Below are 24,932 nucleotides of genomic sequence, written 5' to 3' on the forward strand. Positions count from 1 at the left end.
AAATTAAAGTTCTATTATAGAGCATACAAAAAAACCGTCCACATATATACTGAGGGCGGTTTTTCATTATTATACTAGGGCTTCTATTGTATGAAATGATTGTCCTCTCGTGCTAATAATACCGAAAATCGGTAAGTCACTGAGCACCACTTCTTCTTGCTGTTTCATAAAAGATGACGTTAATTGTTTTATCTCTATCCAAACGTCATTAATACAAAGTGCATTGGAATCGTTCTCTTGTTGGTGAGAAAATATAGAATCTATTTTATATAAACCAGCATTTTGAAAAAGCATATCAATACGACTATATGCTTCCATCGCAAAACTGATAACGCGTTGCCAATCTCCTTGCTTTCCCATATCATAGGATACAAAAAGTGCCTCTCCGCCTAGATCCGTAATTTCCTCTACTGTTGCTTGTCCACTTTCTTGATCAATGTCCGTCACAATTACTTTTGCGCCTTGCTGAGCCAACAAAAGAGCTGTACTACGTCCAATACCGATGCCACCGCCAGTTACAATGGCAACTTTTCCTGCAAGCTTCATTTTCATTACCCCTTCTATAAGTCTTACCGTCATTCAGTATACTCCTTTATTAGATTAGTCTGCAAGCAGGAAAAGTTAACGCTACAAATTGTAACCGATTACTTTTTTACTCCTTCTTTTTTCTTACTATTATATTGATCAAAGATTAAGCCGATAAAAATAAGAATTCCCCAAAATATTAAGCTACCTCCAGTCATTTTAAATCCCCCTTTGTTATATAACGATATTATTTATATCCATTATACCATTATCTTAATTTTCAATCTATTTAAAACGAAGATAGGATGTTTGAATTAGCTACAACTTCTTTAAACACCCATCAATAATATGGAGGATACGATATAGGAGATATCCTCCCTATATAATTTCCATTTATCGAATTTTGCGGAAAAATAAGAGAATGATGAGATTTTTCACGAAATTTAAAATAAGACTTTTTATATACAAACAATAAAAAGTCTTATTTCATTAGTAGTACGTATAATCTAAATATTTTTTATACAAGACTCATCACTTTCGTCTTTGCAATTAAATCATGGAAGCCACAATTATCTTTACGGAATAACATCATATATACATTGCATATTAATGGAACTCCAAGTAATAATATGCTTGGTAATAATACTACCAAAAATCGTATTATTAATGTTTGTAACGTTAGTTTTTCACTTGTTAACGAGATTATTTTTGTTCTTGTTACCTTTTTACCAAGTGTAGAACCGTTCCAAAGAAAAGGTAACATAATAAAATTTATAGCCATTAATATGAAAACAAGTGTAAGGTCATATCTATAGTCACCTAAACTTATATTAAAACGATTGAAAATATCACTATAGTTTCCGGTAATAATAGCTGCTACTGCACCGTACGTAACCGAGATTAGAAACATGTCAATAAGGGCAGCACCTATGCGATTCATTACAAGCGCTGGACGATGCATCTTTAACTTCATTTTGTGTCGACTCCTTCATATCCTTCTTTACCCGTTTCATCGTACCACTTCTAAAAAACATTGTAAACTGGCGTTTCGCTTACTTTTCTTGTACAATGTGTTACAACAGCATTGTAAAGGAGGTTCCCATATTGAAAAGATGGATAATCCTATTTGCCGCACTCTTATTAACAGGTTGCACAGGCAATACAAACCATTTAACCTATACAATTAACGATGAATATGAACTCATACATACTTCTGGAGATGCATTTGAGCTTTTCCCATCGCAGGATGCTGTATATGCTACACAATACATCCCTGCAAAAATTACAGAAATTGCTTGGGATGATAAATACATTATCACAAAACAAATTGAGGAAAAATCAGATCCAAATAATCCTGACGCCGCAATTACAAATAAAAAAAGTGAACATTATTGGATTATTGACGTAAAGCATAATAAACGATTCGGTCCTTATAATGAAAAACAATTTAACGAGCAAAAAGATGCTTTTAAAATTACAGTGCCTTTTCAAAGTGTAGATTCATATGTGAAAGAGCTAAAAAAACAGTCAGCATAACTTTTTATGCTGACTGTTTTTTCTTAAATTATTATAAAGACACTTTATTTAGAGAGTGAAATATTAAAAATTTGCGGTTCTTTAACAGCTTCATTTGTGTCTCCTGTTGCTAAATCATCTGTCGTAAACTTGATATCCTTTACTTTTTCTTTTCCATCATCAAGTATTAAACCGATAATTCCTTCTCGTGTCTCACCAGGCTTATAATCTTCCCTTGAAACACTCTTTGTACCAACGAGCGTATCTTCATCATATAAAAAGTTTTGAGTCGCTACATTAAAATGTTGTTTGTCATTTATAGTAACATCATTCATAGAGAAAAATTGCATGTTCTTATTCCCACTATTTTCTACCTTATATGTAATTTCAACATACCGAATCGTATCGCTAATCTCTGTTCCACTTAACGATGCATATAATTCAGCATCTTCTTGACTCACTTTATCTCCCAATCTACGCTTTACTTCTTCAGGAGTTAATGCAGTATACACTTTCAATGTATTTTTTGCATCTTTGCTCATTTGTGATAATGAGATAACTTTAACGTCTTGTACGTGAATTTTCATTGGGGCTACTTCAAATGTCTGATTCACAGAATGAATCTGTTCTAATTCAAATGTCCCCCATCCTTTTTCTTTCACCTTTTGCCCTACTTTTTTAAGCTCACGCCCACCATACTCTTTTGTTTCAGGAATAGATTCTTTCTTTTTAGGTTCTGCCTTCTTTTCTTCTTGATGGAAGCAACCACTTAACATAAGAAGAAAACTACATAAAACAAAAATACTTTTCCATGCTTTCATCATTTAATTTCTCCTAACACTATCATTCATTAAAATATATTAGTCCCTTGTTTTGTAAACTATAGAAACAATGAGAAGTCCACAAAACGAACTTGTCAGTCCAGATACTATTATACCTCCTATTTGGAAAATATGAAAATAGGGGTCTAATAACGCGTGAACGATAAATATAGTGGCTGCCACAACGATGGATGAAGCCCAATATTTCTTTTTTCCCGAAGTTAAACTAGTATCTCTATCCACTCTTCTTCTATATTTCCATAGTATATCTACTAGTAATAGTAGACCAAAACAAGTACTCCCATGCTGTAAAAATTTATAAATTGGAATACTATATACTTCTTGCTGTAACAGTGGTAATTTCATAACAAAATAGCCTGTCTTATGGGTAAAAGCATCCCAAACTACATGCGTCACCATACCGAATAAAGCAGAATAACAAAATACAAAAATATTTTTCCATGTATAAAGCCCCCACTTTTCATCAGCTATATATTTATAGTACGTAGCAAACGGCTTAGGTAGATGTGTTATAAACGGTCCTTTTAAAATAAGATGATATGCATATGCTAATAAAAAAACGAGTGGTAAATTCAAATATAAGAAACCAGCCCATGTATGGCCAATAATACCGTATGGCCTAAAATATAAAAAATATTCAAAATCAGGTGCCATACTACCTAATATAAGAGCCGTCACTGAAATATAACTAGAATGTTTCTTAGCAAAAGGGAGAACAGCTGCTGGATGTGCAAATGTAAACGGCATGCTTTAACTCCTTTTCATAATTTCAATAGAATACATACTATCATAACGATATGAACAATCTCTATGCAATATTTATTTTCACATTGGAATATGATAGTTTAAATGTTATAATCCACATGGAATATTCAGAAAATAAGGGGAGGTTCACTTGTCATTAACACTTGTCTTTTTTCTTATTCTTTCTATTCTTTTACTAAGTACGTACATAAGATTTTTTCAATGGAAGCATTTAAAAATTATAAAGTATATACCCGCTCTAGTTGGCTTTATTAGCGTTCTCTTCATTTTTTTATTGAAAAGAATGCCTTTTAGCTGGGAAGGCCTCGGTTTTGGCATGCTTCAATATACATTATTATCCCGCTATTTAAGAGCAGCCCGATTGGTGCGGGCTAATAATCAGTGGGGAATGCCCCCACTGATTAAAGTTTCACTTTAATAGCAAGTTGTCTTACACTTGTATTCGTTGCTTTTTTAGAAACAAAATTCTTTATGAATTGAGGTTTATATATTGATTGACGTACCCTTTTTAAAAAGTGTCACATTAAAAAAAGAACATATCCCTAGCTTTTCCGCATATCCATACTGCTTACCGGCTATACGAACATTACAATCACTCCTTTTCCATCCGAATGTAACATTCATTATTGGAGAAAACGGAACGGGTAAATCAACATTACTCGAAGCGATTGCAGTTGCTTTAGGTTTTAATGCAGAAGGTGGAACGAAGAATTTCCGTTTTAGCACAAACGATTCACATTCATCTTTACATGAATATCTTCGAATTTCAAAAAGTTTCAATACACCAAACGATGGTTTCTTTCTTCGTGCTGAATCATTTTATAACGTCGCTTCTTATATCGATGAAATAGATGCTATAAAATCTTATGGCGGCGTTTCACTTCACGAACAATCACACGGCGAATCATTCTTCTCATTATTTATGAACCGCTTTTCAGGACAAGGTTTATATATTTTAGATGAGCCTGAGGCAGCTTTATCACCGATGAGGCAACTTTCAATGCTCATTCGCATGCACGAGCTAGCTGAACAAGGTTCACAATTTGTTATCGCGACGCATTCTCCCATTTTAATGGCTTATCCTGAATCCACTATATACTCTTTAACACAAGAAGGGATTCACGAATCATCTTTAGAAGAAACGGAGCATTACCAAACGACGAAACTTTTCTTTGAAAATCGTGATCGATTATTCCATCATCTATTCGAGTCGTAAAAAAGAAGCAGCATTTGCTGCTTCTTTTTTATAATGCTTCTATAAATAAGGCAACCCCGATACCGCCACCGACGCATAAAGAGGCAATTCCTTTTTCTAATCCACGTCTTTTTAATTCATGAATTAAACTTACAGTGATACGAGCTCCTGTACAACCGATTGGGTGTCCAAGTCCTACACCACTACCGTTTACATTCACTTTTTCACGATCCAAGCCTAATTCTTTCTCTACAGCTAAATATTGTGCAGCGAAAGCTTCGTTAATTTCAAGTAAATCAGCATCTTCTAATGACCAATCTACTTTTTCTAATCCTTTACGAATTGCTGGTGCTGGTCCAATCCCCATAATTTTAGGATCTACCCCAGCTACTGAATATCCAACAATTCTAGCTAACGGTTGTAAGCCTTTTTCTTTCGCTTTTTCTTCACTCATTAATACTAGAACTGCACTTCCGTCATTAAGACCAGATGAATTCCCTGCAGTTACTGATCCATCTTTACGGAAAGCTGGTTTTAATCCCGCTAATTTTTCCGCTGTAATATCTGCACGTGGATGTTCATCCTTCGAAAATACAACTTCTTTTCTACGTTCTTTTATCGAAATAGGAACAATTTGATCGTCAAAGTATCCAGACTCGATTGCTTGTAACGCTAATGTATGACTGCGAAGAGCAACTTCATCTTGTTCCTCTCTTGTAATTTCATATTGTTCAACTAAATTTTCCGCTGTTTCACCCATCATAATATGATGAATCGGATCTTCTAGCACTTCCCACACCGTATCACGAATTTCTCCGTGCTGTAGACGTTGTCCCCAGCGGTGCTGTTTCAATGCATAAGGGCTCGAACTCATCGCTTCTACTCCACCTGCAATAACAACATCACTCACACCTAATTGAATTTGCATTGCAGCTGACATAATTGCTTGCATACCTGAAGAACATTGGCGTTGGATTGTATAACCCGTAACTGTGTCAGGAAATCCTGCCGCTAATGCAGCCGTTCTCGCCGTATTTGCTTCATCAGTTCTTTGAATACAATGACCTAAAATTACTTCATCAACTTCATGTGGTTCTACCCCGCCTCGTTTTACAGCTTCCTGAAGTACGGGAACAGCTAATTCTACTGGTGTTATATTTTTTAGTGCTCCTCCGAAAGTTCCAATTGGTGAACGAACTGCAGCTGTAATGACAACATTATGCATTTTGTACTTGCCCCTCTCTTATGTACCCTAGTCAGTTTTTAGGTGAAATTCCATAAGATGTATATCTACAACTATCATACTATAAACATACTAAAAAATCAAAATATTTAATATAATAAAAATAGAAGGAATTAACCTTCTATTCTGTTAATGCGTATAGGAATTTTTGTAAAATCTTCTCTGTTGTTTTATTCAAATTCGGTAACTTATCCACCGGAAAATATTGAAGCTGTAATCCTTCATGATCGAGCTTAACTTCCCCACTCACATGATGCCCCTGATACAAATGAATGACATTAAAAATTTCATCTCCATTTGGATATTGGAAGTACACTTCTTTTCCCGAAAGAACCCCGATAAATTGCATAATTTTCGCATTTAGTCCCGTCTCTTCAAATAGTTCTCTGCGAGCAGTTTCTTCTGTCGTTTCTCCTAGCTCCATCGCTCCGCCAGGTACACCCCAATCATATGTATCTGAACGATATTGAAGCAATACTTCTTGCCTATCATTTAATATAATAATTGCTGATCCTACTAAAATAAGTGGCCTTGTACCAACGACTTTACGTAACTCTTCAATATACCCCAATATGTAAACTCTCCTTTCCTCACCCTCCCTTATCATAACAAAATTTTTCTCATTTTGTTGATGTAAATTTCAAGAAAAAAAGGAAGCTTTCGCTCCCTTTTTTCACTTTATTTCTTAAAACTTTCATATTTTACAGCTTCAAAAGCTTCTTCAATTTCATCATTACGATAATGGACGTATGTAAAACGCCCCAATTCTACTAATCTTGCTACTTCTTGTAACGCTTTATGTTGGTCATATGTTTCTTGAAGCTTAATATGTACGTAAAACTTCATTAATGGATGTTCATATACAGGTTCTCCCACCTCTACATATACATCTTCAACCCCTTGCACAACTTTTACATAACTCGCAAATTGATAAAGAGCTTCTCTGTCTGAAACGATTTTTAATGTATACATATATTCTCCCCCTTTCCTTTACTATATCAAAAAGATGACCATACTACGTTATAGAACTATGAAATTTTTTCGACTTGTAGTCTATATATTCATGTAATAAATAAGGCGTTTATCCATACATAGCACCTTTTTCTCACATATATTATAGGAAGAATTTTTTCATTTGAGGTGTTCCTTATGGATCCATACGTCAATATATGTATTTGCATTACGCCAGGCGCCAATATTTCTGAAGACCGTATCGCAAAAGATTTAGCAGTCGCAGAATCAATTTGGCACCCCATTACATTTCAAATTCAAGAAGTAATTGTATTAAATGAGCTTTTCCGTTTTTCAGACCGTGAAATTAGTTATAAAAATTCTATTCAAAGTCAGGAAAAATTAGCATCCTTTTTCCAAACGTGTGTAAATGAAGCTCCAGAATGCGATCTTTATATTTGTTATATTGGCAGTGATTATTTTAAAGAAACAGCAGTAATTGCCTGCGCTTACTCTTTAGCTAAACAACAACAACTTACTGGTTATATCGTTTTAACAAATTCAGCCGCTCCTATGAAAAATATATATACGCTCGCTCACGAAATTGGCCATATTTTATTCACAAGGCGTGTTCACGGAAAACTTACACATGCAGATCCTCATTCTCCAACTGGCTCGGAACACCACCCTTCTCCATTAAATCTCATGTATCCTATAGTCCCTCGTCCAGAAAACGTTCATATTCATTCCTTATTAACGGACGAACAAAAGGAACTCTCTTTACAAAGCTCTTTATTACAAAGAAAAAAACAGTAACGATATTGTTACTGTTTAAAACAATATATTCCAATCAACAAACCAAATTCCGGCTGCTAAAAATAAAAATAGACAACTAAACGTAAATGTAATCCCTCTAAAAATCCCTATATAATATTTCTTTGGAAATAATTTTTTGCATATCCAGAGCAGCCCTTTTCCTATTAACCCGAAGAACAAAATATATCCTGATGTGTCATCTAATAAAGTATTGAAATAGTCATCATGTACCTTTTTCGAAAAGGTAGTATATAGCCCAAAAATCGTTAAACCTAAAAATACAATAGATAATATACCTAGAAATATGCTTTGCATATTTGTTCTCCTCTTAGTAAAAAATTTCGTCCACTCACTATTAGCATCAAACTAGTTTACAGTTTTTTGCTCTTCATTTTTTAAAGACCATCGCATTAATACATATAAACTTCCGTACAAAAGTAAGGGCTCTACCATTCCCCAATACGGGTTTTGCTTTCCTAACTCTTTAAATACAAACATAATTAATAGCGGTATAATGACAGCTAATATTCCAATCCAGCCAAGTATATATGCTTCAGCAACTAACAGTACAATTAAGATAATTCCAGCTAATATATAACTTTGCATTTGGGTGAATGTAATCATTTTTGTAGGATATATCACGTCTAATATCGTAACCGCTCCTAATAAAAACATTGGAGCGATCATGACTAAAGACCACATAGAAAACCATGTTTTTGTAAAGCTTGCTACAAAGGTCATTTTACGAAGCAAAAAATTAGGACCTATAACAGCTAACATTAATGTGAAACTATAACCAATGCACTGAATAAGTGAAATCTGTAAAATTCCATTATTCACTATTAAAATAGAAGCAATAACCCAAAACGCTACAATATTCATTACCGTAAAACCGATCTGCTTCCACGTTTCCTGTCTATCTCTTTCCATCACTTTTACAAGTTCATTGGCATATTCTTTCGGCGAGCTTCCAAAAATTTCTTCTACACTTTTCCCGTCACTCTCACCTTCTATTAAATGCAACTCTGCATCTTCTAAAAAGCTTTCCATATCGCTTTCTTTCACACTCTTTGCGCTCAAAAATAATCTCATATCTAACAAAAACTTTTGCGCTTCACTTGATAGCATTATTTTCTCCTTCCCTTCCCTTCAAGTAAACGTTCTACACTACTTTGCATCGCTTCCCAGCGACCCATAAATTCATCTAGTTCATCTTCTCCCTTTTCTGTTAACGTATAATACTTCCGTTTCGGACCAGATGGAGATTCCTTCATTACACTTGATATTAGCCCCTCTTTTTGCATCCGTATTAATAACGGATAAATACTTCCCTCACTCGCCATTGTAAAACCATACTTTGCTAGCTTTTCACTCATTTCATAACCGTATATTTCACCTTCAGAAATAATAGCAAGTAAGCATCCTTCTAAAATCCCTTTCAGCATTTGACTTGTCGACATAATTCGAATCCTCCCACTATCTTGTTTTACAAGATAGCTAATGTTTTTTTCCAAATGTTTGCAGGGATTTCATAGTTCCCCCTCTAAATAGAGCAATAAGAGAACTTTTATTATGAAGGAGTGTTTTTCATCATGGTTACAAATCGAGTTGTCTTTTTAACAGGTGCTGCTAGTGGTATTGGATATGAAATGGGGAACGCTTTTGCAAAAGAAGGCGCAAAAGTTGTTATTACTGATCGCCTTGAAGATCGTGCGAAAGAAGCTGCTGAACAATTACAAAAAGAAGGCTTTCAAGCTATCGGTTTAAAATGTGACGTTACATCTGAAGAAGAAATTACAGCAGCGCTTTCTCAAACAGTTAGTCATTTCGGTTCACTAGATGTATTAATTAACAATGCAGGAATGCAACATGTTTCACCGATTGAAGACTTTCCAACTGAGAAATTCGAACTTCTTATTAAAATTATGCAAATCGCTCCATTTATCGCCATCAAACACGCTTTTCCTATTATGAAAAAACAAAAATACGGCCGGATTATTAACGTCGCTTCTATTAACGGCCTTGTCGGATTCGCTGGAAAAGCTGCCTACAATAGCGCAAAACATGGCGTAATTGGATTAACAAAAGTTGCTGCTTTAGAAGGTGCTACCCATGGTATTACTGTAAATGCCCTTTGTCCTGGTTATGTCGATACCCCTCTTGTACGCAATCAACTAGAGGATTTAGCTACTACACGAAATGTGCCACTTGAAAATGTATTAGAAGATGTTATTTATCCACTTGTACCACAGAAGCGGTTGTTACAAGTACAAGAAATTGCTGATTATGCTATGTTTTTAGCGAGTGAAAAAGCAAAAGGCATAACTGGTCAAGCTGTCGTTATCGACGGTGGTTATACCGCTCAATAAAAATAAAGTTTGCTCACGAAGAGCAAACTTTATTTTACTTTCTATCGCGAGGATCTTCATACTTTAGTAATTGCTGAGGGAGTTTCTCAATTGCAACAATTACTCCGTCTAATTTACTTTCAATACGATGTAGTAAATATATTGTTACAACAATTGGAAACCCAACATTACCTATCATCGAGATCCACTCTTCCATCCTTCTCTCCTCCCTTCATTACATAAATAAGAGGAAAAGAGAATCTTAGGCATAAAAAAAACAAGCTATTTGTGATTAGCTTGTTTTTTCAAATAATGATGTAATTTCTTGCTTATAATCTCCACGTAAAATACCTTCCTCAGTTATAATTCCTGTAATTAATTCATGCGGCGTTACATCAAATGCAGGGTTAAATACAGGCGTTCCAAGTGGCGCCACTTGTTTCCCAAAAATTTTCGTAACTTCTGCTTCATCTCTTTCTTCAATGACAATTTCAGCACCTGTTTGTTTCGTAGTATCAAATGTAGATAACGGTGCTGCAACGTAAAATGGGATACCGAAATACTTTGCTAATATAGCTAAATTTAATGTTCCAATTTTATTAGCAGTATCACCGTTTTCAACGATTCGATCTGCCCCTACGATAATCGCATTGATTTCTTTCGTTCGAATTGCATGTGCTGCAGTATTATCCGTAATAAGCGTTACATCAATGTCTGCTTGCTTCAATTCCCATGTCGTTAAACGACCACCTTGTAAAACTGGTCTCGTTTCACACGCATACGCATGTAAACGCACACCTTTCTCTTTCCCAATATAAAACGGTGCTAATGCAGTTCCATATCTAGCAGTTGCAATACTTCCAGCGTTACAAATTGTTAAAATCTTATCACCGTCTTTAAAACATGTTAAAGCATGTTCTCCAATACTTCGGCATACCTTTTCATCCTCTTGCTGAATACAAAGTGCTTCTTCTTCTAATATTTTTTGTGCTTCTTTTATTGTAGCAATTCTTCGTATAGCTTCTCTCATGCGATCAATTGCCCAAAATAAATTGACTGCCGTCGGGCGTGATGTCCCCAAATAGTTACAATCTCTATTAAACTTCTTTTGAAATTCATCGATATTTGTAGCATCGTATTTCTTTGCCGCAAGCGCCAAACCAAACGCAGCTACAATTCCAATTGCAGGTGCTCCGCGTACTTCTAACATAATGATACTTTTCCATACCTCTTCAATAGTCGTTAACGTTTTGTATTCTGTACTATGAGGCAGCTTTGTTTGATTTAATACCGCAATTGCATCACCTTTCCAACTTACAGACCTCGGAACAGTTACAATTGTACTCATGCTTTTATGCCTCCTGGAACTGTCTGTTGAAATAATGTTCGAAACAGTTGAATATCAGCACACTTAGATTCATATTTTATTAGTTCTTTTCCTAAGTACAGCGCTTGCTTCTTAGCTTGAATTCTTTTTTCTTTATTTGCTATTCCATCTAAATCCGCTACATGAGCTAAGCCAATTGTTCTACGAATCAGTTCACATCCGGCAAACCCTACGGCATCAGTAAAGATATTTTGCAAAATAATTGGTAACCATTGTTTTTCTTTCGTATATGCTTCTACACCTTCTCCAATCCATAACTTCGTAAAACTTTCTACAAAATAACTCCATGTCTTTTCTATATGGAAAAATAGTACACTTCTCTTTTCTTCTTCTCTAGATAAAGCATTTAATAATAGATTTGCAATAAATTGACCGATATCAAATCCAAATGGACCGTACGTTGCAAATTCTGGATCAATCACTTTCGTTTCAGAAGGTGATGAAAAAATACTACCAGTATGTAAATCGCCATGAATAAGCGCTTCTTTTCTCGTTAAAAACTTATATTTATATTGTGCTACTTTTAGTTTTAAAGTTTTATCACTCCAAAGTTCATCAATCACTGACTGTAAATCCGACTCATAATCATTCGTATCGTAATGTCCAAACGGATCAGTAAAAACTAAATCTTCTGTAATTTTACTAAGGTCTGGATTTACAAATGTACCTTCTAGTAACCTTTTCTCTTCTGACTGTAAACCGAAATCTGAAGTATAAAATAAAACATGCGCTAGAAAACGACCGATATGCTGGGATAGAAGTGGATATCCTTCTCCATCTATTAATCCTTTTCGTGTAATTGTTAGCCTTGATAAGTCTTCTATTACTGTAACTGCTAACTCTTCATCATGACTGTACACTACCGGAACATAATCTGGTACATACTTCGCAAAAATTTTTAATGCCTTGCTTTCAATCGTTGCTCTTTTTATAGACAACGGCCAGCTCTCACCAACTACTTTCGCATATGGAAGTGCTTGTTTTATTATAATTGATCTCTCTCCATCATCTAATTTGAACACGTAATTTAAATTTCCATCTCCGATTTCATGACAAACTACATTCGCTTTTTTTTCAAAATATCCATGTTCTTTCGCATATTGTACAGCTGTTACTTCTGTTAATGAATAATATCCCATCGTCTTTTCCTCCTTTTTAAATTCAGAGGTTTTTCTAACGCAGAAAAACCTCTTTCCACTAAGAAAGAGGTTTGAAGTTTATCTTCTCCCCTCTTATCTGCCAGAAATTTTACTTTCTGCTGGAATTAGCACCGTGCCTTTTGGCGTCATAAACGCCCCATTTCACAATGGTATTACGGTCGGTTGCTGGGCTTCATCGGGCCAAATCCCTCCACCTGCTCTTGATAAGAGTTATATAATTTTTTAGAATTTTTAACTTTATGTTGAAGACTATACCAAGAATAAAAATCACTTGTCAACATTTTATTTGTATAATTCTGGACGGCGATCTGCAAAAACTGGAATTCCTTTACGCACCTCTTTAATCTTCTCAAATATAAGTTCTCCAAATAAAATGGATTCCTCTTCATTTGCCTCTACTACAACTTCACCCCAAGGATCTACAATTAGAGAATGACCTGCAAACTCATTATTCGGATCCTTTCCTGACCTATTACACGCAACAACATAACACTGGTTTTCAACTGCTCTTGCTTGCAATAGCAAACGCCAATGAGCTAAACGAACTAATGGCCATTCTGCTACAACAAATAAAACTTTTGCACCTTTAGCAGTATGAACACGCATCCACTCCGGAAAACGAATGTCATAACAAATTGTACCGGCGCACTCTACATCATCTAGCTTAAATTCGCCTGTACTATTTCCAGCGATTAAATATTTATGTTCATCCATAAGCTGAAATAAATGCACTTTACTATATTCATTGACTAGCTGACCTTTATTAGTTACAACATACATTGTATTTGTAACCCCTTGCTCTGTTTGCTTTGCTATGGAACCACCAACAATATGTACACCATATTGCTTCGACCATTCTTTCAACTTTTCTTTCGTTTCTAATCCATCCCTATCTGCAATTTCAGAAAGCCTCGTTAAATCATATCCTGTTGTCCATAGTTCTGGTAAAACGATAACATCTGGTCTTTCCTTCATCGCTTCACTTATTTTAATTTTAGCATTCTCCATATTTTTTTCTACATCTCCAAATACAATATCCATTTGAATACATGCGACTTTCATTTTTTCAGCCCCATTCTTAATTTTCTCTTTACAAAATACTGGAAAGATTATATCATTTGTCACTAGAATTGTAACAACTTTCAAAAGAGGTGGAAAGTATGAAATTATTTCAACCTTCTGAGATAGTAACATCATTGCCAACACAATTTTTCGCTTCACTTGTTGCAAAAGTTAACAAAGTCGTTGCGGCTGGTCACGATGTTATTAATCTAGGTCAAGGTAATCCAGATCAACCAACACCGCAGCATATCGTAAAAGCTTTACAACATGCTGCGGAAAAGGCCATTCATCATAAATATCCGCCATTTCGCGGACATGCAAGCTTAAAGGAAGCCGTGGCAACATTCTATAACCGTGAATACGGTGTCAAGTTAAATCCAAAAACTGAAGTTTCTATTTTGTTTGGTGGGAAGGCTGGATTAGTAGAATTACCGATTTGTTTTACAAATCCAGGTGATACCATTCTCGTTCCAGATCCAGGCTATCCAGATTATTTATCCGGAGTTGCTTTAGCAAAAGCGCAATTTGAAACAATGCCTCTTATCGCGGAAAATAAATTTTTACCGGATTATACGAAGATTGATGACTCTATTGCAGAGCGCACAAAGTTAATGTTTTTAAACTATCCAAACAATCCTACTGGTGCTACTGCATCAAAAGATTTCTTTGATGAAACCATTCATTTTGCTAATAAACATAATATATTAGTCGTTCACGATTTTGCTTACGGTGCTATCGGGTTTGATGGTCAAAAGCCGGTTAGTTTCTTGCAAGCAGACGGTGCAAAGGATACAGGAATTGAAATTTACACATTATCCAAAACTTTCAATATGGCTGGATGGCGTATTGCTTTTGCAGTGGGGAATGAAAGTGTCATCGAAACAATTAACCTATTGCAAGATCATATGTATGTTAGTATTTTTGGTGCAGTTCAAGACGCTGCCCGCGAAGCGCTATTAAGTTCACAATCTTGCGTCGTAGACCTTGTAAATAGTTACGAATCTCGTAGAAACTCTCTTATTTCAGCTTGTCACTCCATCGGTTGGAATGTAGATATTCCAACCGGATCATTCTTTGCATGGCTTCCTGTACCAGAAGGATATACATCTGAGGAATTTTCTGATATTTTGCTAGAAAAAGCACACGTTGCAGTTGCTCCTGGTGTTGGATTTGGTGAACACGGTGAAGGATACGTCCGCGTTGGTCTCTTGCATACAGAAGAACGATTACGAGAAGCAATTAATCGAATTGATAAATTAAATTTTTTCAAAAAGTCATTGACAACATGAAAAATATCTGACAAAATTCAGTTATCTTAAAAATTTAAACATTTCTAAATACTTCTTATCAAGAGCAGGTGGAGGGACGAGCCCGACGAAGCCCGGCAACCGATCTACAATTGTAGACACGGTGCTAATTCTCGCAGCATTACGCTGACAGATAAGGAGCTGGTTGTAAAAAAACCTCTCCTTAGCTGAGAGGTTTTTTTATTTAACTAGGAGGTTATAACAATGAGCGGAATTATAGCGACGTATTTAATCCATGACGATTCACATAACTTAGACAAAAAGGCTGAGCAAATTGCACTCGGTTTAACAATTGGCTCTTGGACTCATTTGCCACATTTATTACAAGAACAATTAAAACAACATAAAGGCAACGTCATTCATATTGAGGAATTAGATGAACAAGAACATATCAATTCGTATCTACGCAAAAAAGTAAAACGTGGGATTATTAAAATCGAATATCCATTATTAAATTTCAGTCCAGATTTACCAGCGATTTTAACAACTACATTCGGAAAACTATCACTTGATGGCGAAGTGAAATTAATTGACTTAACGTTTTCAGACGAATTAAAAAAGCATTTCCCTGGTCCAAAGTTCGGTATAGATGGTATTCGAAATCTTGTACAAGTGTATGACCGTCCTCTTTTAATGAGCATTTTCAAAGGAATGATTGGGCGAAATATTGGATACTTAAAAACTCAATTACGCGATCAAGCAATTGGTGGTGTAGATATCGTAAAAGATGATGAAATTTTATTTGAGAACTCCTTAACACCACTTGCGCAGCGAATTGTATCTGGAAAAGAAGTTTTACAATCCGTATATGAAACATACGGCCATAAAACGTTATATGCCGCAAATTTAACAGGGCGAACTTTCGACTTAAAAGAAAATGCGAAACGCGCAGTGCAAGCTGGTGCTGATATTCTATTATTTAATGTATTTGCTTACGGACTAGATGTACTACAATCACTTGCAGAAGATGATGAAATCCCAGTTCCTATTATGGCACACCCTGCTGTAAGTGGTGCTTATTCAGCATCCAAGCTATATGGGGTCTCATCTCCATTATTACTTGGAAAGCTACTACGTTATGCTGGTGCTGATTTTTCTTTATTCCCGTCCCCATACGGAAGTGTTGCGTTAGAAAAGGAAGATGCTCTCAACATTTCAAACTATTTAACTGAAGACGATGCATTTTTCAAAAAAAGTTTCTCTGTCCCATCTGCTGGCATTCATCCTGGTTTCGTTCCCTTTATTCTACGAGATTTCGGTAAAGATGTTGTTATTAATGCGGGCGGCGGCATACATGGGCATCCGTATGGGGCGCAAGGTGGTGGAAAAGCTTTCCGTACTGCAATTGATGCTACTTTGCAAGGTAAACTACTCCATGAAGTAGATGACATAAATTTGCATAGCGCACTACAAATATGGGGCAATCCCTCTCATGAGGTGAAATTATGAGTATTCAAGTGTTTTGTGATTTCGATGGTACGATTACAAATAACGATAACATTATGTCCATTATGGAAAAATTCGCACCACCAGAAGCAGAGGAAATAAAGCAAAGAATTTTATCGCAAGAACTTTCTATTCAAGAAGGTGTTTCTCAATTATTTCGATTAATACCTATTAATCTACACGATGATATTATTCAGTTTTTACAAGAAACTGCTGAAATCCGTACAGGTTTTCATGAATTCATACAATTTATTAATGAAAATAACATTTCCTTTTACGTTATATCAGGTGGAATGGATTTCTTCGTCTATCCACTCTTACAAGAAATAATCCCTAAAGAACAAATTTATTGTAATGCAACTAACTTTTCAGGAGAATTTGTTGAAGTTAAATGGCCGCACCCTTGTGACGAGCAATGTCAGCATAGTTGCGGTCTCTGTAAATCATCATTAATTCGTAAACTAAGCTCTAAAGATGATTTTCATATTGTGATAGGAGATTCTATTACTGATTTACAAGCAGCAAAACAAGCAGATAAAGTATTTGCCCGTGACTTCCTTATTACAAAATGTGAAGAAAATCATATTGCTTATACACCCTTTAACACATTTCACGATATTCAAGTCGAATTACAACATTTGTTGGAGGTAAAATCATGAAACAACTTTTTCGTCAATGGTATGACTTAAGTGAAATAAAAAAAGAATTAACAACTCGGAATTGGTTTCCAGCAACAAGTGGAAATATTTCTATAAAAGTCAGTCATGATCCCCTTACTTTTCTTATTACAGCAAGTGGAAAAGATAAAACAAAAACCACTCCAGATGATTTTCTATTAGTAAATCATCAAGGAGTTCCCGTGTTAGAAACTGAGTTAAGCCCTTCAGCAGAAACAATATTGCATACACATATTTATAACAGTACGAATGCCGGGTGCGTACTTCATGTTCATACAACTGATAATAATGTCATCACAAATTTGTATAGCGATAAAGTCACCCTTCAAAATCAAGAAATTATTAAAGCTCTTGATATTTGGGAAGAAGATGCATCGATTAACATTCCTATTATCGAAAATGATGCTCATATCCCAACGCTTGGAGAGAAATTTCGAAAGCATATACAAGGAGATTCAGGAGCAGTATTAATTCGAAACCATGGCATTACCGTATGGGGCCGTGACAGCTTTGATGCAAAAAAAAGATTAGAAGCTTATGAGTTTTTATTCCAATTTCATATAAAACTATTATCAATTCAAGGAGGCGTTTCTAATGGCGCAAATTCGTATTCATGAGGAAAATACTCGTATTGAAAATGAAGTAGAGGTATCAAACTTTCTACAAGGAGAAGATGTTTTATATGAGAAATGGAATATTTCTAAACTTCCTACTCATTTAAAAGAAAATTACTCCTTAACAGATGAAAACAAAGCTGAAATATTAACGGTGTTTTCAAAAGAAATTGCTGATGTTTCAGAGCGCCGAGGTTATAAAGCATATGATGTGATTTCACTTTCTAGTAGCACACCTAACCTTGACGAGTTATTAATTAATTTCCAAAAAGAACACCATCATACTGACGATGAAGTTCGCTTTATTGTCAGTGGTCATGGCATCTTCGCTATTGAAGGAAAAGATGGTCGATTCTTTGACGTTGAACTTGAGCCTGGTGATCTTATATCTGTATCTGAAAATGCAAGACATTATTTTACCTTACAAGATGATCGCCAAGTTGTAGCTATTCGTATTTTTGTTACAACAGAAGGTTGGGTTCCAATTTATTAAGGTAGCTAGTTGAATAAAAGATTGGAACCCCTTTTCCAATCTTTTATTCACTCTACATATATACATCCTCCTATGGAACAGGCTTATTTCATAACATTGAAGTAAGCCTGATTTTTTATTCACTAAAATACTTTGTCCCTTTCGTTTATTCAAATTAAATATCTCAAATCACACTTTCATTTTTTCAAGTGCATTTCGGAACACTTTTTGAACATTCATTGAACTTTTTTGAATTTTTTCTGAAAATTCTGTTTTATATATGATATACTACAACTAATAAGAAGGAAAAGAATATTGCAAGCAGAGGGGGATAATCATGAGTTTACTTATCGCACTTATACTAGGAGTTATATGCGGAGCTATTCCTGTCATTTTAGGAGCTATTATGGAAGAATTAGAAGTTGGTGTTTTAGGTTTTGTCGCATCTTGTGTAAGCGCTTTATTTTTCGGTTTGTACGGCGCTATTCCTGTTTCTATCCTGTGCGCATTTTATATACTACGCCATGCTCGTGCGAAACAGTTTGGTCCTAATCACATTGCACAAGTTATTCCATTCCCAATTGAACGATGCCGCCGTGCTTCCAGCCTATAAAGTGAAACTTTAATCAGTGGGGTTTTGTTCATCCCCACTGATTATTAGCCTTCACCAATCGGGCGTTTACGGGCAGTTGATCTCCCACCTAACTTCTCTGCTCCAGCTGAATTTTGAGGTGGGAGTTTTACTACCCACAAATAGCGGGATAAATTATCCAACTTAAATATTATGCCTGCCTAAATAAATAAAAAGTCCTCAGATGAGGACTTTTTATTTATTTTCTTCTAGAAATTGAAACAATTCTTGCAAATGAAGTGCATCTTCACTATAGCTAACAGATACGTGACATGTCCCTTCAATCTCAGCATGCATATAAAGGGCAATTCCATCTCGATCATATTTCAATGCCAAATAAAAATCCATTTCCTCTAACATCTTTTTCGAAGTTCGGATAACATAATGCCCTTTCTCATCTCGTCCATATTCAAAACTTGGCTCAAAATCGTATTTTTGTTTAAAAGCTTCTTTTTGCTTATCATTAATCTGTACACAAGTTGATTGCTGCACAGCATCAATCATCTCATCAAACTTTTGGAGATCCATCTCATTTACCCCCTTATATACTTTTTGTATAATACTTGTGTTCCACTATTCTCTTCTCCATCTGCTATTAGTTCTTCATACAATTCCTTCGCTAAGGTTAAACCCGGTACTGGTAATTGTATTTTTTCAGCTTCATCTAAAGCAATCTTCATATCTTTCATAAAATGCTTTACATAAAAACCAGGTTCAAAATCTCCTTTTAACATTCGAGGAGCTAAATTACTTAATGACCAGCTACCTGCTGCTCCTGTCGAAATACTCTCTAATACTTTATCTGCATTAAGTCCAGCCTTTTTCGCATAAGCAACAGCTTCACATACTCCAATCATGTTGGAAGCAATCGCAATTTGATTACACATTTTTGTATGCTGTCCACTCCCAGCTGGTCCTTGCAGCTGAATATTTGTTCCTAGCTTTTCAAATAACGGCAAACATTTATCATATACTTCGTTCTCTCCACCGACCATAATTGCGAGTCTTGCTTCTTTAGCGCCAACATCTCCTCCAGATACAGGTGCATCCAGTGTATATATATTCTTACTCTTCGCAAATTCATGGATACGTTTTGCCAATGTCGGTGTAGATGTTGTAAAGTCAATCGCTATCGTACCTTCATTTGCATGTTCTAAAATTCCATCTACCCCAAAATACACTTCTTCTACATCATGAGGATAACCAACCATTGTCATAACAACATCAACTTGCTTTACTAACGCTTTCGGTGTATCGCACCAATTGGCACCATCTTGCACTAAAGAAGCTGCCTTCGCTTTCGTTCTATTATATACATATACTTTATGACCGCCTTGCATTAAATGATATACCATACTTTTTCCCATTACACCAATACCGATGAAACCTATTGATAAAGTTTTACGTTCCATTTTCTCATCCCCTTTGTTCTAATAAATCATTTACCATCTTTCGGAACTCTTTATTAAAATCATCATCCATACTATTTTTCACATTTGAAAATAAAATAACAAAAGTTCCTTTTTCTTTATTAAAATTATTGAAAGTGTTCCAACCAGATAATACACCATGATTATGAAAATAGTCCGGATATATATAAAAACTAAATGCATATTTCCGTTCTGCTGAAGGTGTAAACATCGCTTGTATACTTTGTTCAGAAAGAAGCTTTCCATTTATAATCGCTTCATCTAATTTTTTCATATCCCCTACTGTCGTATACATCTCACCAGATCCATATAACCAGTCCATTCCTAATTTTTGCGCTGGTACAAGTTCTTGATCTTTCTTCACATAACCCTTCGTGAAGTTTTTATCTCCAGGCACCATATTTCCCATACCTGATTCATGCATCTCTGCTTTTGTAAATATATTCTCCTTTATGTAATCTCCTAAAGGCTTTTTCGATATATTTTCTATAATATAAGCAAGCACCATATAATTATAATCTGTATACCTCCAACCTGTTCCTGCAGGAAATTCTACATTTTGACGTCCAATCCAATTAATTAACTGTAAACGGGAGGCTGCATTCACATTTCCTTTGGCATGTTCAGGTAAACCAGAAGTATGTGTTAATAAATGATATAACGTGATATTTTTATCTGCTGGAAATGAAGGAATGTACTTATTTACATTCTCTTGAATATTTAACTTCCCTTGTTCTTGCAACTGTAAAATGGACGTAGCAACAACTGTTTTCGTAATAGAACCGATACGATATTTTGTTTGAGGCGTATTTTCTATTTTATTTTGAATATCAGCATATCCATATCCTTTATTCAATATAACATGCTCTTTATCTGTCACCAAAACTGTCCCATTAAATTGCTTTCCTACTAAATATTGATCTAACTTTTGAGATATACTAGCATAATCAATTTTTTGTACTTCTTCTATATTATCCTGTACCTCTGACTCAATAGCGGGAGTTACCTTTGTTGTTAATACTGCTTGTTCCTTTAAATCTGGACTATAGAGAAAATAGTATACTCCGCCGCAAACTACAGCAGACAGTGAAGCCATAATCATTATTTTTTTTTTCATATTGTTCCTCCATAATTACTTCGTGAAGAATGGTCTCCCCTATTCTATTATCAGGCAATAAAAAAAAATCGCAACAATTTGTTGCGAAAAATCACATTTTTTCTTTTCTATATATACATACTTGATTTTTCCCATTTTTTTTTGCTTCATATAATGCAATATCCGCTCTTTGCATTAATTCTTCTTTAGTAATCCCTTTCTCATGTAACGCAACTCCAAAACTCGCTGTTAATTTTGAGATTCCAGTGAATTGCTTTGTTTCAATGAAAAAACGCAATGATTCCGCAACTTGAAAAGCTTCTTTTTCTACCGTATTTGTCACTAATATTATGAATTCCTCTCCTCCCCACCTTGCAAATATATGTTGATGTTCCACTTTAGATTTCATAAGATCTGCAAGTTGTATTAATGCTAAATCGCCAAAATCATGGCCATATGTGTCATTTACTGTTTTAAAATTATCTATATCAAATAAAATAAGTGCTAATTTTTCATCGTTACGTATTGCATTGTCCCACTCTAGCTCTAGTATTTGTTGGAACTTCAAACGATTATAAATCTCTGTCAATGAATCTATCATAGCAAGTCTTTCTTGCTCTTGATAGATTTCGTCTAATTCTGTAATCTCTGTACACTTTACAATAAATCTCGATAAATCTTCTGGCAACGGTGTCGCACGTAATAAAAATGTTGATACGATCCCTTCATAATTGGACATCTTAATTCTTCTATCATATGATAATGTATCATCTAACCATGTTATATCATGAGTCGTTGAATAATATCCATTTTCTCTAATAAAATGTTCAGCAAATACTAAATGTTGCTCACGATAAGCAAACAAATTTTCATATCCGAAAAACTCTAAAAAATTCGTATTACAATCAACAATCTCATCATCTTCTACTATAAATAATAGATCATTTTGAAAATCAAACATCGTCTGAAGTAGTTCTTGTTGCAAACTTACTTGCCGTACTAAAGAAAGTTGATACAGACTCTTATTCACTTCCTCTAACACTACTTGTGGAGTTACTGGCGCTATCACAATATTACGTATTCCTAACGTAAGCACCTCTGTAAACTCGTTTGTTATCTGTTGATCCCAAATGATAATGAATGTACTCCGTGAATCATATATATTCTTTATATATTTTATTTGAGCAAAATCTGTTACATACATAATTACAATATGTGGTTTAGTCTTATGAAACAATGTTTCGCCTTCTTCAAAACTATTTGCTATAAACATACATTTTGGATGGACATTTTCTATCGTTTGTTGATGTGTACATCCATCTTCTATATAAAGGACATTCAACTGAAGATCTTGTAATACATTTTGGAAAACAGTATTCTCTAATAAAAAATGTAGTATGTTCATCACTAGTCTTCACTCACTTCATATATCTTGTTTTGCTGAATTCCTCACAATCATTTTATAAAAGATTGTTCTCAAAAACATCCGATTAGTGAGGGATACATATTAACAAGCTAATTGAGAATGTTATCTTCGCTTATCTACTCTAGAAATTCCTTTTTTAGTGTATGATTATATGAATTGTATCGTTTGTATGAATGCCCTCCTTATTACTTAAAACTTGACAATTAAAATAAAGTTATTATATTCTTAAATTCAATAACTTACAAAATGTAAGTAGAATATATTTCATGTATTTTAAATTAAGCTGATATGCAATTTGGAGGATATATAATGACAAACAGTGACTTTTTTAACGTTTTATATGAACGCACATCTACACGTGCATTCAACCCTGAAAAAGAAATTTCATCTACAGAATTACACGAAATTTTAAAAGCAGCTGCTCAAGCACCTTCTGCTTGGAACTTGCAACACTGGAAATTCCTTGTTTTCCAAGGCGAAGACGTACAAAAACGATTACACCCAATTGCTTATAACCAACAACAAATTCTTGATGCTTCTGCCGTAGTCGCTATTTTAGGTGATTTAGAAGCATATAAAAATGTTGAACCTGTTTACAGTCCAATTGTAGAACAAGGATTTATGAAAGAAGAAGCAAAAGAGCGCTTAGCTAAAAACATTGAATCTGCATATACTCGTGAGCAATACCCACGAGATGCTGCCTTTTCAAATGCTGCTTTAGCAGCAATGCAACTTATGCTTGCTGCTAAAGCAACTGGCTGGGATACTTGCGCAATTGGTGGTTTCAACCCACAAGCACTAATGGAAGAATTTAATGTTTCATCTCGTTACGTACCAATTATGCTTATTACAATTGGTGAATCAACTTTAAAAGGTCACCCTGCACCACGCATGAGCGTAGAACAAGTGAGTGAATGGGCGAAATAATAAAAAAACGAAGGTAATTTCATTACCTTCGTTTTTTTATTATTCTGTCACACATCCGTAATATTACAATGTATTATTCGACATCTATACATAGAGAAATCGTAATTTTTATGCTATCCCCATAAACAAATATGACGTTTTATGTCGAAATTTGTTAAAGTATAGAAATATAACCGTGTATTTTTGTTACAATTGTGATACAATGATAACAAATAGATAACAAGAGAGGGATTTTCATTGAGTTCATACGGAAGCTTTATCGCACTTTTAAGTTACATAGTAACTGTACTATTGCTATATTTTATTGGCGATGCTGCAAACATATCAGTGTTACAATTCCCAAAAGAAGAAGCGTTACAATTAGAAGCAGAAAAACATACTGCACGATCCATTGCACCACTACTCTTAGCTCTTCCTGTATATATCATCGTTTTATATAAAAGTAAAAAAGTGTAAAGGCTACCTATTTCATTCATTTCGGTGGTCTTTACATTTTTTTGTGGCATTTCCCCTATTTTAAACATCATTCCATACTAAATACCCATCTAGTCATTTAAAATGAGAAAATCCCCTAGAAAAATTTCCATTATCTGTCCAGTCACCGACTACCGAACTTACATAGATTATAAGTGTGAAGGGGGTGATGAGGATTATGTTTGGATCATTTGGATGCTGTGATAACTTTAGAGAATGTCATCATCGTGAAAGAGAGTGTGACCATCGCGAGAAAGAGAGAGAAAGAGAAGAAGTTAGACCACACCGACCTGCTGTATGTAACGTACTTGCTACCATTTCAGTTGGAACAGAAATTTCTCTTTTAAGCATTAGAGGCCATCAATCATTCCGCAATGTAATTTTTGAAGGATTCTGTAACGGTGTTGCTCTTTTCTCTGCTTTAGCTCGTAATAATAACGACAAAGATAATAATAATAAAGACGATAAGAACAATCAAAATCAAAATACTTTTACTGGCATTTTACGTGTATGCCCAACTGATATTATTGCAATCGCTATCTAATTCTGTTCCTTATCCTCTATAGTAAGAAAATAAGATTTACTTTTCTCATAGAAAAAACCTGAGACCGATTTCAAATCGA

Annotated in this window: 32 protein-coding genes, 1 pseudogene and 2 riboswitches; of the genes and pseudogenes, 14 read left to right on the forward strand and 19 right to left on the reverse strand. The window is 34.9% G+C overall.

The features are described 5' to 3' along the window. Window positions 1-69 precede the first annotated feature (69 nt). The 3 genes from KPL75_RS06660 to KPL75_RS06670 all read right to left on the reverse strand — a co-directional run bounded on the left by KPL75_RS06660 (window position 70) and on the right by KPL75_RS06670 (window position 1,498). Window positions 70-579, reverse strand: coding sequence for an SDR family NAD(P)-dependent oxidoreductase (locus KPL75_RS06660; protein ID WP_002014801.1), 510 nt, complete (start codon window positions 577-579; stop codon window positions 70-72). A 65-nt stretch (window positions 580-644) separates the two neighbouring features. After that, a complete protein-coding gene (locus KPL75_RS06665) occupies window positions 645-743 on the reverse strand; it encodes a hypothetical protein (protein WP_002173252.1) in 99 nt (32 codons plus the stop codon). A 299-nt stretch (window positions 744-1,042) separates the two neighbouring features. Then, window positions 1,043-1,498 (reverse strand): RDD family protein, encoded by a 456-nt coding sequence (locus KPL75_RS06670; RefSeq protein ID WP_219919894.1) that lies wholly within the window; start codon window positions 1,496-1,498, stop codon window positions 1,043-1,045. Window positions 1,499-1,629: 131 nt separating this feature from the next. Here KPL75_RS06670 and KPL75_RS06675 point away from each other — a divergent pair, with 131 nt between their 5' ends. Continuing rightward, window positions 1,630-2,061: a DUF3997 domain-containing protein gene (locus tag KPL75_RS06675; protein WP_002033805.1), complete on the forward strand. Its 432-nt coding sequence runs from the start codon at window positions 1,630-1,632 to the stop codon at window positions 2,059-2,061. A gap of 44 nt (window positions 2,062-2,105) precedes the next feature. On the opposite strand, the gene KPL75_RS06680 is transcribed toward KPL75_RS06675, so the two are convergent. Together KPL75_RS06680 and KPL75_RS06685 are read right to left on the reverse strand one after the other, a co-directional pair. Beyond that, a complete protein-coding gene (locus tag KPL75_RS06680; RefSeq protein WP_219919896.1) occupies window positions 2,106-2,864 on the reverse strand; it encodes a hypothetical protein in 759 nt (252 codons plus the stop codon). 36 nt (window positions 2,865-2,900) lie between these two features. Beyond that, on the reverse strand, window positions 2,901-3,629 hold the full coding sequence (locus KPL75_RS06685; protein WP_219919897.1) for a DUF4184 family protein: 729 nt from the start codon (window positions 3,627-3,629) through the stop codon (window positions 2,901-2,903). A 148-nt stretch (window positions 3,630-3,777) separates the two neighbouring features. Between KPL75_RS06685 and KPL75_RS27665 the strand changes: the two are divergent. Both KPL75_RS27665 and KPL75_RS06690 read left to right on the forward strand, forming a co-directional pair. Then, window positions 3,778-4,127, forward strand: a pseudogene (locus KPL75_RS27665) (hypothetical protein). Between the two features lie 10 nt (window positions 4,128-4,137). Continuing rightward, on the forward strand, window positions 4,138-4,863 hold the full coding sequence (locus tag KPL75_RS06690; protein ID WP_219919899.1) for an AAA family ATPase: 726 nt from the start codon (window positions 4,138-4,140) through the stop codon (window positions 4,861-4,863). Window positions 4,864-4,891: 28 nt separating this feature from the next. Here KPL75_RS06690 and KPL75_RS06695 read toward each other — a convergent pair whose 3' ends face one another. The 3 genes from KPL75_RS06695 to KPL75_RS06705 all read right to left on the reverse strand — a co-directional run bounded on the left by KPL75_RS06695 (window position 4,892) and on the right by KPL75_RS06705 (window position 7,057). Then, the gene (locus KPL75_RS06695) at window positions 4,892-6,067 is read right to left on the reverse strand and encodes an acetyl-CoA C-acetyltransferase (RefSeq protein WP_219919900.1); all 1,176 of its coding nucleotides are present in this window, start codon (window positions 6,065-6,067) and stop codon (window positions 4,892-4,894) included. 139 nt (window positions 6,068-6,206) lie between these two features. Beyond that, complete coding sequence (locus KPL75_RS06700) at window positions 6,207-6,656, reverse strand: NUDIX hydrolase (RefSeq protein WP_000540531.1); 450 nt, start codon at window positions 6,654-6,656, stop codon at window positions 6,207-6,209. A 107-nt stretch (window positions 6,657-6,763) separates the two neighbouring features. Then, window positions 6,764-7,057, reverse strand: a complete 294-nt coding sequence (locus KPL75_RS06705) for a DUF3928 family protein (RefSeq protein WP_219919902.1) — start codon at window positions 7,055-7,057, stop codon at window positions 6,764-6,766. Between the two features lie 177 nt (window positions 7,058-7,234). Here KPL75_RS06705 and KPL75_RS06710 point away from each other — a divergent pair, with 177 nt between their 5' ends. Next, the gene (locus KPL75_RS06710; protein ID WP_219919904.1) at window positions 7,235-7,852 is read left to right on the forward strand and encodes an ImmA/IrrE family metallo-endopeptidase; all 618 of its coding nucleotides are present in this window, start codon (window positions 7,235-7,237) and stop codon (window positions 7,850-7,852) included. 15 nt (window positions 7,853-7,867) lie between these two features. Here KPL75_RS06710 and KPL75_RS06715 read toward each other — a convergent pair whose 3' ends face one another. Genes KPL75_RS06715 through KPL75_RS06725 form a run of 3 tightly spaced genes read right to left on the reverse strand, consistent with a single transcriptional unit; the run spans window position 7,868 to window position 9,312 of the window. Further along, on the reverse strand, window positions 7,868-8,167 hold the full coding sequence (locus KPL75_RS06715; protein ID WP_219919906.1) for a DNA-binding protein: 300 nt from the start codon (window positions 8,165-8,167) through the stop codon (window positions 7,868-7,870). 51 nt (window positions 8,168-8,218) lie between these two features. Next, window positions 8,219-8,980: a DUF1129 domain-containing protein gene (locus tag KPL75_RS06720; RefSeq protein ID WP_219919908.1), complete on the reverse strand. Its 762-nt coding sequence runs from the start codon at window positions 8,978-8,980 to the stop codon at window positions 8,219-8,221. Further along, on the reverse strand, window positions 8,980-9,312 hold the full coding sequence (locus KPL75_RS06725) for a PadR family transcriptional regulator (RefSeq protein ID WP_000107974.1): 333 nt from the start codon (window positions 9,310-9,312) through the stop codon (window positions 8,980-8,982). The genes KPL75_RS06720 and KPL75_RS06725 overlap by 1 nt, the downstream gene beginning before the upstream one ends. 132 nt (window positions 9,313-9,444) lie before the next feature. On the opposite strand from KPL75_RS06725, the gene KPL75_RS06730 reads away from it, so the two are divergent. Continuing rightward, complete coding sequence (locus KPL75_RS06730; RefSeq protein WP_219919910.1) at window positions 9,445-10,221, forward strand: 3-hydroxybutyrate dehydrogenase; 777 nt, start codon at window positions 9,445-9,447, stop codon at window positions 10,219-10,221. Window positions 10,222-10,255: 34 nt separating this feature from the next. Here the strand turns inward: KPL75_RS06730 and KPL75_RS06735 are convergent, their stop codons facing one another. The 4 genes from KPL75_RS06735 to KPL75_RS06750 form a co-directional block, all read right to left on the reverse strand. Then, on the reverse strand, window positions 10,256-10,417 hold the full coding sequence (locus KPL75_RS06735; RefSeq protein ID WP_219919914.1) for a YvrJ family protein: 162 nt from the start codon (window positions 10,415-10,417) through the stop codon (window positions 10,256-10,258). Between the two features lie 75 nt (window positions 10,418-10,492). Continuing rightward, window positions 10,493-11,548: an S-methyl-5-thioribose-1-phosphate isomerase gene (gene mtnA, locus KPL75_RS06740; RefSeq protein ID WP_219919916.1), complete on the reverse strand. Its 1,056-nt coding sequence runs from the start codon at window positions 11,546-11,548 to the stop codon at window positions 10,493-10,495. Beyond that, complete coding sequence (mtnK, locus tag KPL75_RS06745) at window positions 11,545-12,726, reverse strand: S-methyl-5-thioribose kinase (protein WP_219919919.1); 1,182 nt, start codon at window positions 12,724-12,726, stop codon at window positions 11,545-11,547. Before mtnK ends, mtnA begins: the two co-directional genes overlap by 4 nt. A 90-nt stretch (window positions 12,727-12,816) precedes the next feature. Further along, window positions 12,817-12,957: riboswitch (SAM riboswitch) on the reverse strand. A 72-nt stretch (window positions 12,958-13,029) separates the two neighbouring features. Beyond that, window positions 13,030-13,893: a carbon-nitrogen family hydrolase gene (locus KPL75_RS06750; RefSeq protein ID WP_219921075.1), complete on the reverse strand. Its 864-nt coding sequence runs from the start codon at window positions 13,891-13,893 to the stop codon at window positions 13,030-13,032. Window positions 13,894-13,907: 14 nt separating this feature from the next. On the opposite strand from KPL75_RS06750, the gene KPL75_RS06755 reads away from it, so the two are divergent. From KPL75_RS06755 to KPL75_RS06780, 6 genes are all read left to right on the forward strand, one after another. Then, on the forward strand, window positions 13,908-15,098 hold the full coding sequence (locus KPL75_RS06755) for a pyridoxal phosphate-dependent aminotransferase (RefSeq protein ID WP_219919921.1): 1,191 nt from the start codon (window positions 13,908-13,910) through the stop codon (window positions 15,096-15,098). A gap of 52 nt (window positions 15,099-15,150) precedes the next feature. Next, a riboswitch (SAM riboswitch) is annotated at window positions 15,151-15,256 on the forward strand. Window positions 15,257-15,320: 64 nt separating this feature from the next. Then, on the forward strand, window positions 15,321-16,565 hold the full coding sequence (gene mtnW / locus KPL75_RS06760; RefSeq protein ID WP_219919923.1) for a 2,3-diketo-5-methylthiopentyl-1-phosphate enolase: 1,245 nt from the start codon (window positions 15,321-15,323) through the stop codon (window positions 16,563-16,565). After that, window positions 16,562-17,221, forward strand: a complete 660-nt coding sequence (locus KPL75_RS06765) for a 2-hydroxy-3-keto-5-methylthiopentenyl-1-phosphate phosphatase (RefSeq protein ID WP_219919925.1) — start codon at window positions 16,562-16,564, stop codon at window positions 17,219-17,221. The genes mtnW and KPL75_RS06765 overlap by 4 nt, the downstream gene beginning before the upstream one ends. After that, a complete protein-coding gene (locus KPL75_RS06770) occupies window positions 17,218-17,856 on the forward strand; it encodes a methylthioribulose 1-phosphate dehydratase (protein WP_219919927.1) in 639 nt (212 codons plus the stop codon). Before KPL75_RS06765 ends, KPL75_RS06770 begins: the two co-directional genes overlap by 4 nt. Beyond that, entirely contained in the window at window positions 17,834-18,346 is a 513-nt protein-coding gene (locus KPL75_RS06775) for a 1,2-dihydroxy-3-keto-5-methylthiopentene dioxygenase (RefSeq protein WP_219919929.1), read from the forward strand. The genes KPL75_RS06770 and KPL75_RS06775 overlap by 23 nt, the downstream gene beginning before the upstream one ends. Window positions 18,347-18,662: 316 nt before the next feature. Continuing rightward, entirely contained in the window at window positions 18,663-18,938 is a 276-nt protein-coding gene (locus tag KPL75_RS06780; RefSeq protein ID WP_219919931.1) for a hypothetical protein, read from the forward strand. Between the two features lie 213 nt (window positions 18,939-19,151). Here the strand turns inward: KPL75_RS06780 and KPL75_RS06785 are convergent, their stop codons facing one another. From KPL75_RS06785 to KPL75_RS06800, 4 genes are all read right to left on the reverse strand, one after another. Then, window positions 19,152-19,484: a DUF3909 family protein gene (locus tag KPL75_RS06785; protein WP_071746935.1), complete on the reverse strand. Its 333-nt coding sequence runs from the start codon at window positions 19,482-19,484 to the stop codon at window positions 19,152-19,154. A 5-nt stretch (window positions 19,485-19,489) separates the two neighbouring features. Then, window positions 19,490-20,368 carry an NAD(P)-dependent oxidoreductase gene (locus KPL75_RS06790; RefSeq protein WP_219919933.1) on the reverse strand — a complete coding sequence of 293 codons (879 nt, stop codon included), beginning with the start codon at window positions 20,366-20,368 and terminating at the stop codon, window positions 19,490-19,492. A 4-nt stretch (window positions 20,369-20,372) separates the two neighbouring features. After that, entirely contained in the window at window positions 20,373-21,503 is a 1,131-nt protein-coding gene (locus tag KPL75_RS06795) for a serine hydrolase domain-containing protein (RefSeq protein WP_219919935.1), read from the reverse strand. A gap of 91 nt (window positions 21,504-21,594) precedes the next feature. Beyond that, window positions 21,595-22,887, reverse strand: a complete 1,293-nt coding sequence (locus KPL75_RS06800; RefSeq protein ID WP_219919937.1) for a GGDEF domain-containing protein — start codon at window positions 22,885-22,887, stop codon at window positions 21,595-21,597. A gap of 330 nt (window positions 22,888-23,217) precedes the next feature. Between KPL75_RS06800 and KPL75_RS06805 the strand changes: the two genes are divergently transcribed. From KPL75_RS06805 to KPL75_RS06815, 3 genes are all read left to right on the forward strand, one after another. Further along, window positions 23,218-23,835, forward strand: coding sequence for a nitroreductase family protein (locus tag KPL75_RS06805; RefSeq protein WP_219919939.1), 618 nt, complete (start codon window positions 23,218-23,220; stop codon window positions 23,833-23,835). Between the two features lie 237 nt (window positions 23,836-24,072). Continuing rightward, on the forward strand, window positions 24,073-24,291 hold the full coding sequence (locus KPL75_RS06810; RefSeq protein ID WP_002088422.1) for a hypothetical protein: 219 nt from the start codon (window positions 24,073-24,075) through the stop codon (window positions 24,289-24,291). Between the two features lie 196 nt (window positions 24,292-24,487). Continuing rightward, window positions 24,488-24,853: a DUF3915 family protein gene (locus tag KPL75_RS06815; RefSeq protein WP_219919941.1), complete on the forward strand. Its 366-nt coding sequence runs from the start codon at window positions 24,488-24,490 to the stop codon at window positions 24,851-24,853. The last annotated feature ends 79 nt before the right edge of the window (window positions 24,854-24,932 follow it).

The sequence above is a fragment of the Bacillus sp. NP247 genome (genome assembly GCF_018966865.1).
Lineage (GTDB): Bacteria > Bacillota > Bacilli > Bacillales > Bacillaceae_G > Bacillus_A.

Bases quoted from the DNA above. Each gene is read 5' to 3' on its own strand.
- KPL75_RS06660 (WP_002014801.1), bottom strand. From the start codon at position 579: ATGACGGTAAGACTTATAGAAGGGGTAATGAAAATGAAGCTTGCAGGA.
- KPL75_RS06665 (WP_002173252.1), bottom strand. From the start codon at position 743: ATGACTGGAGGTAGCTTAATATTTTGGGGAATTCTTATTTTTATCGGC.
- KPL75_RS06670 (WP_219919894.1), bottom strand. From the start codon at position 1,498: ATGAAGTTAAAGATGCATCGTCCAGCGCTTGTAATGAATCGCATAGGT.
- KPL75_RS06680 (WP_219919896.1), bottom strand. From the start codon at position 2,864: ATGATGAAAGCATGGAAAAGTATTTTTGTTTTATGTAGTTTTCTTCTT.
- KPL75_RS06685 (WP_219919897.1), bottom strand. From the start codon at position 3,629: ATGCCGTTTACATTTGCACATCCAGCAGCTGTTCTCCCTTTTGCTAAG.
- KPL75_RS06695 (WP_219919900.1), bottom strand. From the start codon at position 6,067: ATGCATAATGTTGTCATTACAGCTGCAGTTCGTTCACCAATTGGAACT.
- KPL75_RS06705 (WP_219919902.1), bottom strand. From the start codon at position 7,057: ATGTATACATTAAAAATCGTTTCAGACAGAGAAGCTCTTTATCAATTT.
- KPL75_RS06710 (WP_219919904.1), top strand. From the start codon at position 7,235: ATGGATCCATACGTCAATATATGTATTTGCATTACGCCAGGCGCCAAT.
- KPL75_RS06715 (WP_219919906.1), bottom strand. From the start codon at position 8,167: ATGCAAAGCATATTTCTAGGTATATTATCTATTGTATTTTTAGGTTTA.
- KPL75_RS06720 (WP_219919908.1), bottom strand. From the start codon at position 8,980: ATGCTATCAAGTGAAGCGCAAAAGTTTTTGTTAGATATGAGATTATTT.
- KPL75_RS06725 (WP_000107974.1), bottom strand. From the start codon at position 9,312: ATGTCGACAAGTCAAATGCTGAAAGGGATTTTAGAAGGATGCTTACTT.
- KPL75_RS06730 (WP_219919910.1), top strand. From the start codon at position 9,445: ATGGTTACAAATCGAGTTGTCTTTTTAACAGGTGCTGCTAGTGGTATT.
- KPL75_RS06735 (WP_219919914.1), bottom strand. From the start codon at position 10,417: ATGGAAGAGTGGATCTCGATGATAGGTAATGTTGGGTTTCCAATTGTT.
- mtnA (WP_219919916.1), bottom strand. From the start codon at position 11,548: ATGAGTACAATTGTAACTGTTCCGAGGTCTGTAAGTTGGAAAGGTGAT.
- mtnK (WP_219919919.1), bottom strand. From the start codon at position 12,726: ATGGGATATTATTCATTAACAGAAGTAACAGCTGTACAATATGCGAAA.
- KPL75_RS06755 (WP_219919921.1), top strand. From the start codon at position 13,908: ATGAAATTATTTCAACCTTCTGAGATAGTAACATCATTGCCAACACAA.
- mtnW (WP_219919923.1), top strand. From the start codon at position 15,321: ATGAGCGGAATTATAGCGACGTATTTAATCCATGACGATTCACATAAC.
- KPL75_RS06765 (WP_219919925.1), top strand. From the start codon at position 16,562: ATGAGTATTCAAGTGTTTTGTGATTTCGATGGTACGATTACAAATAAC.
- KPL75_RS06770 (WP_219919927.1), top strand. From the start codon at position 17,218: ATGAAACAACTTTTTCGTCAATGGTATGACTTAAGTGAAATAAAAAAA.
- KPL75_RS06775 (WP_219919929.1), top strand. From the start codon at position 17,834: ATGGCGCAAATTCGTATTCATGAGGAAAATACTCGTATTGAAAATGAA.
- KPL75_RS06780 (WP_219919931.1), top strand. From the start codon at position 18,663: ATGAGTTTACTTATCGCACTTATACTAGGAGTTATATGCGGAGCTATT.
- KPL75_RS06785 (WP_071746935.1), bottom strand. From the start codon at position 19,484: ATGGATCTCCAAAAGTTTGATGAGATGATTGATGCTGTGCAGCAATCA.
- KPL75_RS06790 (WP_219919933.1), bottom strand. From the start codon at position 20,368: ATGGAACGTAAAACTTTATCAATAGGTTTCATCGGTATTGGTGTAATG.
- KPL75_RS06795 (WP_219919935.1), bottom strand. From the start codon at position 21,503: ATGAAAAAAAAAATAATGATTATGGCTTCACTGTCTGCTGTAGTTTGC.
- KPL75_RS06800 (WP_219919937.1), bottom strand. From the start codon at position 22,887: ATGAACATACTACATTTTTTATTAGAGAATACTGTTTTCCAAAATGTA.
- KPL75_RS06805 (WP_219919939.1), top strand. From the start codon at position 23,218: ATGACAAACAGTGACTTTTTTAACGTTTTATATGAACGCACATCTACA.
- KPL75_RS06815 (WP_219919941.1), top strand. From the start codon at position 24,488: ATGTTTGGATCATTTGGATGCTGTGATAACTTTAGAGAATGTCATCAT.